Raw genomic sequence first — 12,553 nt, 5'->3', positions numbered from 1 at the left:
TCCGGACGGCGGGGCCGGGCCGCCGCAACGGGGCTAGGCTGCGGATCATGCTCGTAGCCGCAGCAGTCTGCCCCTGCCCGCCCCTCCTGGTACCCGAGGTCGCCGCGGGCGCCGCGCCGGAACTCGACGCGGCACGCGACGCCTGTGCCGACGCGGTCGGCGTCCTCGCCGCGTCCCGGCCCGACCTCCTGGTCGTGGTCGGCCCGGCGGAGCAGGGAGGCACCTTCCGGCAAGGGGCGGTCGGCTCCTTCGCCGGGTTCGGCGTGGACGTTTCCGTACGCCTCGGGCCGGGTGAAGCCGGCGGACAGCGGCTTCCGTTGTCGCTGACGGTCGGCGCCTGGCTCCTGGAGCGGGCCGGCTGGGCGGACGCCCCCGTCGAGGGGCTCGCCGTCGCCGAGCAACTGGAACCGGGGCCCTGCATCGGCACCGGAAGGGACCTCGCGGCCAGGGCCGCCCGCGTCGCCCTGCTCGTCATGGGCGACGGCAGCGCCTGCCGCACCCTCAAGGCGCCCGGCTACCTGGACGAGCGGGCCGCGAGCTTCGACCAGGTCGCGTCGGCCGCCCTCGGCGCGGCCGACACCAGCACCCTGATGGGCCTCGACGACCGGCTGGCGTACGAGCTGAAGGTGGCGGGACGCGCACCCTGGCAGGTGCTCGCCGGCGCGGGCGGCGACGCCCGTCTCGCCGGACGGCTGCTCTACGAGGACGCGCCTTACGGAGTCGGCTACTTCGTCGGCGTCTGGTCCTGAAACCCAGAATTCCCAAGAGGACACGGCGGAGGGCCGTGGAGCAGGCAGCTCCACGGCCCTCCGGCGCGCGCGGTTCAGGAGGCGGACGTCGGCGGCGTGCCGCCACCGTCCCTGTGGGAGATGCGGTCCAGGGCTTCCTTGGCCTTTCCCGTACCCGACTCGATCTTGTCGCTGTACTTGCCCTTGGTCTTTTCGTCGACCAGCTTGGCGGCCTTGTCCAGGCCGTGGTCGATCTTGTCCCCGTGCTGCTGCGCGAGGTCCGAGACCTTGTCCTTGGCCGGGGCCAGCTTGGCTTTCAAAGTGTCCAGGAAACCCATGGGGCACCTTCCCTCGTGGGACTACTTGCGGGCGCCTTCGCCGGCCTCGCTGTCCGCGGCCTCCTCGGCCGACTGCTGCTTGGGGATCTCGACCCCCTCGGCGGCGGCGGGCTCGGCGGGCTCCGCCGCTTCGGTCTCCTCGGATGCTTCGGACACCTCGGAAGCCTCGGCGGCCGTGCAGTCCGCCGAGGTGTCGGTGCCACTCTCAGTCTCCGGCTCCGCCGTCGGCGTGGCGGCCTTCACTTCCTCGGTCGACTCCGCGACAGCCGCATCGGCCTTACGGCGAAACCTTGAAAAAACGCCCATATCTACTCCATAGCGTACTCGTGTGGGCGAAATCCCGCGCCAACCGGAGCGCCTCATTGCGTCGCCCGGCGGCACCGGTCAACAAACCGGCGCTCGGAACCTCGCAACAGGCAACGAAGCCAGCGGCGCCCCGTCACGTAGCTCGTTCGAGGAGGGCCGGGGAGGTTTGCGAGACTGTGACCGTGAGAAGTGCAGCTCCCGCACCGCGGGTCATCGCCGTCGTCGGCCCGACAGCGGCCGGAAAGTCCGATCTGGGCGTCTTCCTCGCCCAGCAGCTGGGCGGCGAGGTCGTCAACGCCGACTCCATGCAGCTCTACCGGGGGATGGACATCGGTACCGCCAAGCTGACGCTCGACGAGCGCGGCGGCATCCCGCACCACCTCCTCGACATCTGGGACGTGACGGAACCGGCCAATGTCGCCAGCTACCAGAAGCTCGCCCGCGCCGAGATCGACCGGCTGCTCGCCGAAGGGCGCACCCCCGTCCTCGTCGGCGGATCCGGACTCTATGTGCGCGGAGCGATCGACGTGCTCGACTTCCCGGGCACCGACCCCGAAGTGCGCGCCCGTCTGGAGAGCGAGCTGGAGGTGCGGGGCCCCGGCGCCCTGCACGTCCAGCTGGCGGCCGCCGACCCCGAGGCGGCCCGCGTGATCCTGCCCAGCAACGGCCGCCGCATCGTCCGCGCCCTCGAAGTGATCGAGATCACCGGCCGGCCGTTCACGGCCAATCTCCCCACGCACGAATCGGTGTACGACACCGTCCAGATCGGCGTCGACGTCGGCCGCCCCGAGCTCGACGAGCGGATCGCGCTGCGCGTCGACCGGATGTGGGAAGCGGGACTGATCGAAGAAGTGCGGGCGCTGGAGGAAAGCGGACTGCGCGAGGGGCGTACCGCGTCACGGGCGCTCGGCTACCAGCAGATCCTCGCGGCGTTCGCCGGCGAGTGCACCGAGGACGAGGCGCGCGCCGAAACCGTGCGCGCCACCAAGCGCTTCGCGCGCCGCCAGGACTCCTGGTTTCGGCGCGATCCACGCGTCCACTGGTTGAGCGGCGCCGTGGAGCACCGCGAGGAACTCCCGCACCAGGCGCTGGCGTTGGTCGAACGAGCGGTTACAGCCTGATCACGTGATGGCATCGGGACGCTCCGCCGGTCATTGCGGCACTCTCGCGCGTGCCATCATCAATCGTCGATCGACCAGTGGAGTCCGAGTTGGGAGGGCGCGTGGCGATGGAGGCCGGCCCTCGGGACAGAGAGCAAGGATCGCGGGACGACACCGCGCGCCAGCGCTCGACGGATCACGGTTCAGCGACCCCGAACACCGCGCAAGCGGAATCCGCCGAAGGCGCGGACGACACCGCGCGCGCCCCGGAAGCGACCTCGTCCGCGCTGGGTTCCGCGGTGCTCGGCGCCTCGGGACTGAGCCCGGACGGGCCGGAGGACGGCTCCGTCGGAGCGGTCTCCGACGGTGGTGAGGTCGAGGTCGAACTGCGCCCACAGCGCCGGTTGAGGATCTGGCAGCTCGCCCCCATCGTGATGCTCGCGGCGCTCGGCTCGCTCATGTTCGCGTTCCCCCTGGCCTTCGAGTTCGGCGACGGCGGACCGGTCGTGGCCATGCTCGGACTCCTCATCAGCTGCTGCGCCGCGGGCTGGGGCATGATGGCCGCGCGCCGCGTCGGCCACACCTGGCCGGGGCTGCCCACCCGGGGCTCCAAGGAGCGGCCGGACTGGCGGGTCCTCGCCCTGTACGTGGGTGTCGCCGGCGTCGTCGTCGCGCTCGCGGTCTGGCGCGTGGCCCGGCTCCGCTGAGCCCGCCTCAGGTCGGTAACCGCAGTTCACGACCGCCGTCCCGGCCCGCTGTCAGTGCGTCCCCGTACGATTGACGCGTGAACACTTCGCCGATCGCCTTCCTCAAGGGCCACGGGACCGAGAACGACTTCGTGATCGTCCCCGACCCGGACAACGCCCTCGACCTGCCCGCGCCCGTCGTGGCCAGGCTCTGCGACCGCCGGGCCGGAATCGGCGGCGACGGCCTGCTCCACGTGGTGCGCAGCGCGGCCCACCCGGAGGCGAAGGCCATGGCCGGCGAGGCCGAATGGTTCATGGACTACCGCAACGGCGACGGCTCGATCGCCGAGATGTGCGGCAACGGGGTGCGCGTCTTCGCCGGCTACCTGGAGCGTGCCGGGCTCGTCGAGGAGGGCGACCTTGCCGTCGCCACCCGCGGCGGGGTCAAGAAGGTGCACGTCGCCAAGGGTGGTGAGATCACCGTCTCCATGGGGCGCGCCCTGCTCCCCGAGGCCGGGGTCACGGTCAGCGTGGACGGCCGCAGCTGGCCCGCGCGCAACGTGAACATGGGCAACCCGCACGCGGTCGCCTTCGTGGCCGACCTGGAGCACGCGGGAGAGCTGCGCTCGGTGCCCCCGTTCAGCCCGGCGGAGGTCTACCCGGACGGCGTGAACATCGAGTTCGTCGTGGACCGGGGCCCCGCACACGTCGCGATGCGGGTCCACGAGCGGGGCGCGGGCGAGACCCGCTCCTGCGGCACCGGCGCCTGCGCGGTCGCCGTCGCCGCCGCACGCAGGGACGGGGCGGACCCGGCGGTCACCGGCACCCCGGCCACGTACACGGTCGACCTTCCCGGCGGCACCCTGGTCATCACCGAGTACCCGGACGGTGAGATCGAGATGACCGGACCCGCGGTGATCGTCGCCGAAGGCGTCATCGACCCGTCGCTGCTGACCGCCTGACCCGGCATCCGAAGGCGTTTGCCGCACCATGATCGGCCCCGCCGGGATCGAAACGGCCGTGTCCTGAACCTTCGCTCGAATGGGTGATCCGGTTCACGCTGAGCGAGAGCGGGACTGCGCCACGTGGTGGGGTCGGTAGCATCAAGCACCGGTCCGGAGGGGCACGCCGGTCCCTCCACCACCGGTCGATGCTGCCGGAGGTGCCCCATGAGTGCAGAGGCCACAAATCCTGGTGCTCAGAGCCGCCGACGCGGCCGCCCCAGGATCGACCTCCGCCGGCTGGGTCGCGCGGCACTGCTCGGCCCGGTCTCCCGGGACCGGCTGCCCGACGCCATCGGCCATGTGGCCGACGCGCACCGGGCCCACCACCCCGACGCCGATCTGGCCGTGCTGCACCGGGCGTACGTCCTTGCCGAAACGTCCCACCGCGGCCAGTTCCGCAAGAGCGGCGAGCCCTACATCACGCATCCGCTGGCCGTGACGCTGATCCTCGCCGAACTGGGTGCAGAGACCACCACCTTGACCGCGTCGCTCCTCCACGACACCGTCGAGGACACCGAAGTGACACTCGATCAGGTACGGGCCGAATTCGGCGAGGAAGTCACCTATCTGGTGGACGGCGTCACCAAACTGGAGAAGGTCGACTACGGAGCCGCGGCCGAACCGGAGACCTTCCGCAAGATGCTGGTCGCCACCGGCGACGACGTACGCGTGATGTCGATCAAACTGGCCGACCGGCTGCACAACATGCGCACCCTCGGTGTGATGCGGCCCGAGAAACAGGCCCGGATCGCCAAGGTCACCAGGGACGTTCTGATCCCCCTCGCCGAACGCCTCGGCGTGCAGGCCCTCAAGTCCGAACTGGAGGACCTGGTCTTCGCGATCCTGCACCCCGAGGAGTACGAGCGCACCCGGATCCTCATCGCGGCCAACTCCGGCACCGTCGACCCGCTCACCGGCATCGCCGACGGCGTGCGCGGGGTGCTGCGCGAGGCCGGGATCAGCGCCGAAGTCCTCATCCGGCCACGCCACTTCGTCTCCGTGCACCGGGTGCAGCTCAAACGCGGCGAACTGCGCGGAAGCGACTTCGGCCGGCTGCTCGTCCTGGTCGCCGAGGACGCCGACTGCTACGCGGTCCTGGGCGAACTGCACACCTGCTTCACGCCGGTCGTCTCCGAGTTCAAGGACTTCATCGCCTCGCCCAAGTTCAACCTGTACCAGTCGCTCCACACGGCGGTCGTCGGCCCGGGCGGCGAGGTCGCCGAAGTCCTCATCCGTACGCACCAGATGCACAAGGTCGCCGAGGCCGGCGTCGTCGCGCTCGGCAACCCCTACGCGGGCGGCCCCGGCGACGGGGCGCAGCAGGCGGGCGACGAACGCGAGGACCCCACGAGGCCCGGCTGGCTCTCCCGCCTCCTCGACTGGCAGCAGAACGCCCCCGACCCGGACACGTTCTGGTCCTCCCTGCGCGAGGAACTGGCGGGGGACAGCGAGATCACGGTCTTCTGCGCCGACGGCCACACCCTGGTCCTGCCGGCCGGCGCGAGCTGTGTGGACGCCGCGTACGCGCAGTACGGCGAGGACGCCCACAGCTGCATCGGCGCCCGCGTCAACGGCCGCCTGGCGACGCTCAGTACGGTCCTGAACGACGGCGACACCGTGCAGCCCCTGCTCGCCCAGGACGCCGCCTCCGGCCCCTCCGCCGACTGGCTCGACCACGCCAGGACCCCGGGCGCGCGGATCGCGATCAGCGGCTGGCTCGCGGTCAACCCGGAGGGCGTCAAGGTGCCGGCCGCGGCGCCCCGGCCGCAGGTCAACGTCCCGGCCGACCGGCGCGCGGCCGCCAACGCGGTGACCGACCTGCCCGATGTGACGGTACGTCTCGCCGGCTGCTGCACCCCCGTGCCGCCCGATGTGGTCACCGGGTTCTCGGTACGCGGCGCGGCGGTGACCGTCCACCGCCAGGAGTGCCCGGCCGTCGCCCGCATGAAGGCCGTGGGCCGCGCGCCCGTGGAGGTGCGCTGGGGGGACGTCGCGGAGTGCAGGGTCACCCTGGTCGCCGAGGCCTTCGGCCGCCCCCGGCTCCTCGCCGACCTGACGGAGGCCATCGCCGGCGCCGACGCGGCCGTCGTCTCGGCCACGGTGGAACCCCCCAGCGAACAACGGGTGCGCCACACCTACACCCTCCAACTCCCGGACGCCGCCGGGCTGCCCGCCCTCATGCGGGCCATGCGCGACGTGGCGGGGGTGTACGACGTGAGCCGGGCGCAGCATCCGGCGGCCGCGGGGTGAGCAGCACGCCCCTCGTTCGAGTGGCCCCCATGCGAGTCGGCTGAGCTGATGACCATCGCGCTGGTAGCGGTAGGGCATGTCGCTGACCCCGCGCCGCCCCCGTTCCCGCCGACTGCGTGCCGTGCTGCTTGGCGCGGCCGCGGCATCCGTAGTCGCCGCGGCCCTGCCCGCCCCGGTGCCGCTCGGGATCGGGGATCCGCTGTTCCCGCATCTGGGCAACCCCGGGTACGACGTGCTCTCGTACGACATCGGGCTCACCTATCTGGGTGACAACAGCAAGCCGATGGAGGCCGTCACCACCATCGATGCCGTCGCCACCGACGGTCTGGAGCGGATCAACCTCGACTTCGCCCGGGGCACGGTACACGGGGTCGAGGTCAATGGGCGGCCGGCGGAGTTCGCCAGCGTCGACGAGGACCTGGTGGTCACTCCGCAGAGCCCGGTCCACGCCGGTGAGCCGGTGCGGATCACCGTGCGGCACACCAGCGACCCGAACGCGGCACGTGACGGCGGCTGGGTGCGCACCACCGACGGTCTGGTGATGGCCAACCAGGCCGACGCCGCCCACCGGGTGTTCCCCTGCAACGACCACCCTTCCGACAAGGCGTTCTTCACCTTCCACGTGGCCGCCCCGGCGGATGTGACCGTCGTCGCCAACGGGCTGCCGATCGCGCGGGAGCGCCAGGGAGGCCGCGTCGTCTCCACGTACCGCACCAGTCACCCCATGGCGACCGAGCTGGCCCAGGTGTCGATCGGGCACTCCGTGGTGCTGCACCGGGAGGGGCCGCACGGGCTGCCCATCCGCGACGTGGTCCCCGCCGCCGACAAGGCCGTCCTTGAGCCCTGGCTGAAGAAGACGCCCGGGCACATCGCGTGGATGGAGCGGCAGGTCGGGCGGTACCCGTTCGAGACGTACGGGGCGCTGATCGCGGGCGCCGACACCGGCTTCGAGCTGGAGACGCAGACCCTGACCCTGTTCGAGCGGTCCCTCTTCGTGCGGCCGGAGTTCCCCGAGTGGTACGTGGACGCGGTCATGGTGCACGAGCTGGCCCACCACTGGTTCGGCGACAGCGTCTCGCCCCGCCGCTGGGCGGACGTCTGGCTGAACGAGGGGCACGCCACCTGGTACGAGGCGAAGTACGCCGAGGAGTTCGGCAAGCGGTCCATGGACCAGCGGATGAAGGCCGCCTACGGCCTGTCCGACGGCTGGCGCGCCGCCGGCGGGCCGCCCGCCGCGCCCAGGGCGTCCGCCCCCGGACAGAAGATCGGGATCTTCCGGCCGATCGTCTACGACGGCAGCGCCCTCGTCCTGTACGCCCTCCGCGAGGAGATCGGCACGAAGGCCTTCGACCGCCTGGAGCGACGCTGGGTGCGGGACCACCGGGACTCCACCGCCACGACCGCCGACTTCTCCGCGCTCGCCTCCCGGATCGCGGGCCGTGACCTGTCCGGCTTCTTCAAGGCGTGGCTGTACGGGGAGAAGACGCCGCCGATGCCGGGCCACCCGGACTGGCACACCCAGAAGCCGAAGCACGCCTGACCGGTCACCGGGCCGGGGCCAGGGCCGGAAAACCGGGGTGACGGCCCTGGCGGCACCGTGCGACCATCGTTCACGTCGGCGGCGCTGCCGGGGCCGGATTCCGTCCGGGAATCATTCGGACCCATTACGCGTTGTGACCGACACAGCCGGAATTCCCTCGGGGACTCCGGTCCGGAATTCCAACGACGTAAAGGATCCAATGACCTCCTCTTCATCCCCTTCCCAGGACGAGCAGAGCTTCGCGGACACGCACCGCACCGAGAGCCTTCGGGCCGATGCCCTGATGGAAGAGGACGTCGCCTGGAGCCACGAGATCGACGGAGCGCGGGACGGCGACCAGCTGGACCGCTCCGAGCGTGCCGCGCTGCGGCGCGTGGCGGGCCTCTCCACCGAGCTTGAGGACGTCACCGAGGTCGAGTACCGGCAGCTGCGCCTGGAGCGCGTGGTGCTGGTCGGCGTATGGACCACGGGGACGCTCCTGGACGCGGAGAACTCGCTCGCGGAGCTCGCGGCCCTCGCCGAGACGGCGGGCGCCCTGGTGCTCGACGGCGTCTACCAGCGCCGCGACAAGCCCGACCCGGCCACCTACATCGGCTCCGGCAAGGCGCAGGAGCTGCGGGACATCGTCCTTGAGACCGGCGCGGACACGGTGGTCTGCGACGGTGAGCTCAGCCCGGGCCAGCTGATCCATCTCGAAGACGTCGTCAAGGTCAAGGTGGTCGACCGGACGGCCCTGATCCTCGACATCTTCGCCCAGCACGCCAAGTCCCGTGAGGGCAAGGCGCAGGTCTCGCTGGCGCAGATGCAGTACATGCTGCCGCGGCTGCGTGGCTGGGGGCAGTCGCTGTCGCGTCAGATGGGCGGCGGCGGGTCCAGCGGTGGCGGCGGCATGGCCACCCGTGGTCCCGGTGAGACCAAGATCGAGACGGACCGGCGGCGGATCCGCGAGAAGATGGCGAAGATGCGCCGTGAGATCGCGGAGATGAAGACCGGCCGCGAGATCAAGCGCCAGGAGCGGCGCCGCAACAAGGTGCCTTCGGTCGCCATCGCGGGTTACACCAACGCCGGAAAGTCCTCGCTGCTCAACCGCCTCACGGGCGCGGGCGTGCTGGTGGAGAACTCGCTGTTCGCCACCCTCGACCCGACGGTGCGCCGGGCCGAGACGCCCACCGGGCGGCTGTACACGCTGGCCGACACCGTCGGATTCGTACGGCATCTGCCGCACCACCTCGTCGAGGCGTTCCGCTCCACCATGGAAGAGGTCGGCGACTCCGATCTCATCCTGCACGTGGTGGACGGGTCGCACCCCGCGCCGGAGGAGCAGCTCGCCGCCGTGCGCGAGGTCATCCGCGATGTGGGCGCAGTCGACGTGCCCGAGATCGTGGTGATCAACAAGGCGGACGCGGCGGACCCGCTCGTGCTGCAGCGGCTGCTGCGGATCGAGCGGCACTCCATCGCGGTCTCGGCCCGCACCGGCGAAGGCATCGAGGAGCTGCTCGCGCTCATCGACGCCGAGCTGCCGCGCCCCTCGATCGAGATCGAGGCGCTGGTGCCCTACACGCACGGGCAGCTGGTCGCCCGGGCGCATGCCGAGGGCGAGGTGATCTCCGAGGAGCACGTCGCGGAGGGCACCGTGCTCAAGGCCCGGGTGCACGAGGTGCTCGCCGCCGAGCTGGCTCCGTACGTACCGGCCGCGCACTGAGCGTACGGACGGTGAACTGCCGCTGGGCAGGCGGTAGTTCGCGAGGCTGAAAGACGCAAGGCCCGCCCCCTCGCAGGAGGGGGCGGGCCTTGCGTCGTATCCGGTGCTCGGGCGTTCCGGTGTTCCGGGGTTACTGGCCGCCGTACTTCGCGCTCATCGAGTCGAAGAGGGCCTTCGCGCCGGCGCCGAGCTGCGGGCCGGCCAGCCAGCCCGAAGTGACCGGGCCGATCGAGGTGTTGGAGACCAGCTGGGCCTTGCCGTCGGGGCCGTTCATGAACCAGCCGCCGCCCGAGGAGCCACCCGTCATGGTGCAGCCGATGCGGTACATCGGCGGCGTGCCGGGGCTGATGGAGAGCTGGCCGGGCCGGTCGAGGCACTTGAACATCTGCAGACCGTCGTACGGCGGCGCCGCCGGGTAGCCCCAAGCGCCCATCGTGGCGACGGACTTGGCCTGCGGGGCGGAGAAGTTGACCGTCAACGCGTTGCCGACGGTCTCTTCGAGGGACTTGCCGCCGTTCTCCGGCTTCACGTGAAGGACCGCGTAGTCGTACGGGGCGCCGGTGCCGCCGGTCGGGCCGCCGTCCTTGATCCACTCGCCGGAGGTCGAGGCCCAGTCGGCCCAGTACACGCCGTAGGGCGCGATCTCCTGCGGCTGCGCGTTGTTCAGGGCCGCGGCCGACTTGCCCTTGTCGTTGTACGAGGGAACGAAGGCGATGTTGCGGTACCAGCCGCCGGAGCCGCCCTGGTGGACGCAGTGGCCCGCGGTCCACACCATGTTGGACTTGCCCGGGTGGGCCGGGTCCTTCACGACGGTGCCCGAGCAGACCATGGGGCCCTCGGGGGAGTCGAAGAACACCTTGCCGACCGGAGCCGCGAAGTCGTGGTAAGGCAGCTTCTCCTGGACGGCCTTGACGGGCGCGGGTTCGGGGTCCGAGATGCCCGTACCGCCGTTGACGTCACCGGCCGCCATGGTCTTCTGCGGGTCCTTGGCGGACTTCATCCGGTCCGGCTTCCACAAGCCGTCGATCACCGGGTTGACGAAGTCCTTGGCGTCACGCAGCCACTTGTCCTTGTCCCAGTTCTTCCAGCCGCCGTTCTTCCACTTGTCGAGGTCGACCCCGTGCTTCTTGAGGGTGTCGGCCAGGTCGGCGGGACCGGCGGAGTCGCCCTTGGCCTGGGCGGAGCCGGAGGCGGACGGCTTGCTGTCTGCGTCGCTGCCGCCCGGGCCGCACGCGGTGGCGGTCAGTGCGAGAGCCGCGGCGAGGCCGGAAGCGGCCAGCAACGGACGTATGGATCGCATGAAAACGATTCCCCCTGATGAGCCTGCCCGTCGAGAGCAGGTCTTGCCATGTACTTGTCAGTCCGGTGGGCGGACGTGCGTCTGGTCGCCCACCGTGCAGCCCCCTACTATGCCCGCTCGGCACGGGGGGTACGAACGGGGGCCCCGGCGTTCACAGGACCCCCGCAAAGCGCTTACTGGCCCGCGTACTTGGTGCTCACCGAGTCGTACACGCCCTTGGCCTCCTTGCCCAGGCGCGGGCCGGCCAGCCAGCCCGCGGTGACCGGGCCTATCGAGGTGTTGGACACGAGCGACGGCTTGCCGTCCGAACCCGTGGCGATCCAGCCGCCGCCGGAGGAACCGCCGGTCATGGTGCAGCCGATGCGGTACATCGTCGGCAGGTTCGCCTCAAGGGAGAGCCGGCCCGGCTTGTCCTTGCACTGGTACAGCTTCTGGCCGTCGTAAGGAGGCGCGGCCGGGTAGCCGTTGGCCGTCATGGCGCTGATCTTCGGCACGGCCGGCGCGTCGAAGTCCACCGGAAGCGCGCCGCCGACGGTCTCCTCCAGGGACTTGCCGTTCGAGCCCTTCTCCGGCGTCACGTGCAGCACCGCGAAGTCGTACGGCGCGCCGGTGCCGCCGGTCGGGCCGCCGCCCTCGATCCACTGCTGCGAGGTCTGCGCCCAGTCGGCCCAGTAGACGCCGTACGGAGCGATCTGCGCCTTGGTGGCCTTCTGCAGCTGGGCCGTCGGCAGGTTGGCGTTGTTGTACGAGGGGACGAAGGCGATGTTGCGGTACCAGCCGCCCTTGGCGCCCGCGTGCACGCAGTGGCCCGCGGTCCACACCATGTTGGACTTGCCGGGGTGCGCCGGGTCCTTCACGACGGTCGCCGAGCACACCATCGAACCCTCGGGGCTGTCGAAGAACAGCTTGCCCAGCTCCGGCAGGTTCTGGTGGTACGGAGCCTTCACCGCGGCGGCCTTGACGGGCGCCGGCGTCGGGTCTGTCACGCCCTTGTCGCCGGAGATGTCATTGGGGACGGCCTTCTCCGGGGGCTTGTCCGCCTTGCGCAGCCGGTCCGGGTCCCACAGGTCCTGGATGATCGGGTTGACGTAGTCCTTGGCCTCACGCAGCCAAGTGGCCTTGTCCCAGTTCTTCCACTCGCCGTTCTTCCACTTGTCCAGGTCGATGCCGTGCTTCTTGAGCTGGTTCTTGACGTCGTCCGGGATCTGGAGCTTGTCGGCATCGCCCGTGGCCGCCGCCGAGGCCGTCGGCTTGCTGTCGGCGTTGGAACCGCCGGGTCCGCAGGCGGTCGCGGTCAGCGCCAGCGCGGCCGTGAGGCCGAGGGCGGCCAGCACGGGGGAGACCCCGCGACGGGCTCTGTCTCCCGTGCGCTCGGCGCTGGACGGGCGTATCGGTCGCATCTCGAATTCCCCCTGGAACTTCGTCATCAAAGCGTCTTCGTCTTCTTCGTCTTCTGAACTCGTGAACAAACTCGTCAACAGCGGCACCGCGAGCCGGTGCCCGAGTGCGGGCCCCACTATGCCGGTGCCGGTGGGGACGGTGCGCGGCAGGGCCGCGGTTCCACCCGCCGGACCGCTCCGCCGCGCCGGTTAGGCGAAC

The 12,553-nt window shown here is 71.0% G+C and carries 11 protein-coding genes; 7 read left to right on the top strand and 4 right to left on the bottom strand.

The window, feature by feature from the left end; all coding sequences use genetic code 11:
* Positions 1–47 precede the first annotated feature (47 nt).
* On the top strand, positions 48–749 hold the full coding sequence (locus ADK54_RS16465) for a class III extradiol dioxygenase subunit B-like domain-containing protein (protein WP_053726391.1): 702 nt from the start codon (positions 48–50) through the stop codon (positions 747–749).
* A 74-nt stretch (positions 750–823) separates the two neighbouring features.
* Here the strand turns inward: ADK54_RS16465 and ADK54_RS16460 are convergent, their stop codons facing one another.
* Entirely contained in the window at positions 824–1,066 is a 243-nt protein-coding gene (locus ADK54_RS16460; protein ID WP_053726390.1) for an antitoxin, read from the bottom strand.
* Positions 1,067–1,087: 21 nt separating this feature from the next.
* Positions 1,088–1,372, bottom strand: a complete 285-nt coding sequence (locus ADK54_RS16455; RefSeq protein ID WP_063801991.1) for a hypothetical protein — start codon at positions 1,370–1,372, stop codon at positions 1,088–1,090.
* Between the two features lie 182 nt (positions 1,373–1,554).
* On the opposite strand from ADK54_RS16455, the gene miaA reads away from it, so the two are divergent.
* The 6 genes from miaA to hflX all read left to right on the top strand — a co-directional run bounded on the left by miaA (position 1,555) and on the right by hflX (position 9,654).
* Positions 1,555–2,493 (top strand): tRNA (adenosine(37)-N6)-dimethylallyltransferase MiaA, encoded by a 939-nt coding sequence (gene miaA, locus ADK54_RS16450; RefSeq protein WP_053726423.1) that lies wholly within the window; start codon positions 1,555–1,557, stop codon positions 2,491–2,493.
* A gap of 107 nt (positions 2,494–2,600) precedes the next feature.
* Complete coding sequence (locus ADK54_RS16445) at positions 2,601–3,179, top strand: hypothetical protein (RefSeq protein WP_420717321.1); 579 nt, start codon at positions 2,601–2,603, stop codon at positions 3,177–3,179.
* Between the two features lie 77 nt (positions 3,180–3,256).
* A complete protein-coding gene (gene dapF, locus ADK54_RS16440; RefSeq protein WP_053726388.1) occupies positions 3,257–4,120 on the top strand; it encodes a diaminopimelate epimerase in 864 nt (287 codons plus the stop codon).
* A gap of 207 nt (positions 4,121–4,327) precedes the next feature.
* Positions 4,328–6,412, top strand: coding sequence for a RelA/SpoT family protein (locus tag ADK54_RS16435; RefSeq protein ID WP_053726387.1), 2,085 nt, complete (start codon positions 4,328–4,330; stop codon positions 6,410–6,412).
* A 76-nt stretch (positions 6,413–6,488) separates the two neighbouring features.
* Complete coding sequence (locus tag ADK54_RS16430) at positions 6,489–7,952, top strand: M1 family metallopeptidase (RefSeq protein ID WP_053726386.1); 1,464 nt, start codon at positions 6,489–6,491, stop codon at positions 7,950–7,952.
* 199 nt (positions 7,953–8,151) lie between these two features.
* Positions 8,152–9,654: a GTPase HflX gene (gene hflX, locus ADK54_RS16425; protein WP_053726385.1), complete on the top strand. Its 1,503-nt coding sequence runs from the start codon at positions 8,152–8,154 to the stop codon at positions 9,652–9,654.
* 130 nt (positions 9,655–9,784) lie between these two features.
* On the opposite strand, the gene ADK54_RS16420 is transcribed toward hflX, so the two are convergent.
* Together ADK54_RS16420 and ADK54_RS16415 are read right to left on the bottom strand one after the other, a co-directional pair.
* Positions 9,785–10,954: a trypsin-like serine peptidase gene (locus ADK54_RS16420; RefSeq protein WP_053726384.1), complete on the bottom strand. Its 1,170-nt coding sequence runs from the start codon at positions 10,952–10,954 to the stop codon at positions 9,785–9,787.
* A 173-nt stretch (positions 10,955–11,127) separates the two neighbouring features.
* Positions 11,128–12,354, bottom strand: coding sequence for a trypsin-like serine peptidase (locus tag ADK54_RS16415; protein ID WP_053726421.1), 1,227 nt, complete (start codon positions 12,352–12,354; stop codon positions 11,128–11,130).
* Positions 12,355–12,553: the final 199 nt, after the last annotated feature.

Origin of the sequence: Streptomyces sp. WM6378 (assembly GCF_001279695.1) — a bacterium.
Taxonomy (GTDB): domain Bacteria; phylum Actinomycetota; class Actinomycetes; order Streptomycetales; family Streptomycetaceae; genus Streptomyces.
The sequence above is the reverse complement of the archived record's forward strand: the minus strand, read 5'-3'. Positions and strand labels throughout refer to the sequence as shown.

What these genes read in the sequence shown, in the direction of transcription:
- ADK54_RS16465 (WP_053726391.1), top strand. Translation starts at nt 48, where the DNA reads ATGCTCGTAGCCGCAGCAGTCTGCCCCTGCCCGCCCCTCCTGGTACCC.
- ADK54_RS16460 (WP_053726390.1), bottom strand. Translation starts at nt 1,066, where the DNA reads ATGGGTTTCCTGGACACTTTGAAAGCCAAGCTGGCCCCGGCCAAGGAC.
- ADK54_RS16455 (WP_063801991.1), bottom strand. Translation starts at nt 1,372, where the DNA reads ATGGGCGTTTTTTCAAGGTTTCGCCGTAAGGCCGATGCGGCTGTCGCG.
- ADK54_RS16445 (WP_420717321.1), top strand. Translation starts at nt 2,601, where the DNA reads ATGGAGGCCGGCCCTCGGGACAGAGAGCAAGGATCGCGGGACGACACC.
- ADK54_RS16435 (WP_053726387.1), top strand. Translation starts at nt 4,328, where the DNA reads ATGAGTGCAGAGGCCACAAATCCTGGTGCTCAGAGCCGCCGACGCGGC.
- ADK54_RS16430 (WP_053726386.1), top strand. Translation starts at nt 6,489, where the DNA reads ATGTCGCTGACCCCGCGCCGCCCCCGTTCCCGCCGACTGCGTGCCGTG.
- hflX (WP_053726385.1), top strand. Translation starts at nt 8,152, where the DNA reads ATGACCTCCTCTTCATCCCCTTCCCAGGACGAGCAGAGCTTCGCGGAC.
- ADK54_RS16420 (WP_053726384.1), bottom strand. Translation starts at nt 10,954, where the DNA reads ATGCGATCCATACGTCCGTTGCTGGCCGCTTCCGGCCTCGCCGCGGCT.
- ADK54_RS16415 (WP_053726421.1), bottom strand. Translation starts at nt 12,354, where the DNA reads ATGCGACCGATACGCCCGTCCAGCGCCGAGCGCACGGGAGACAGAGCC.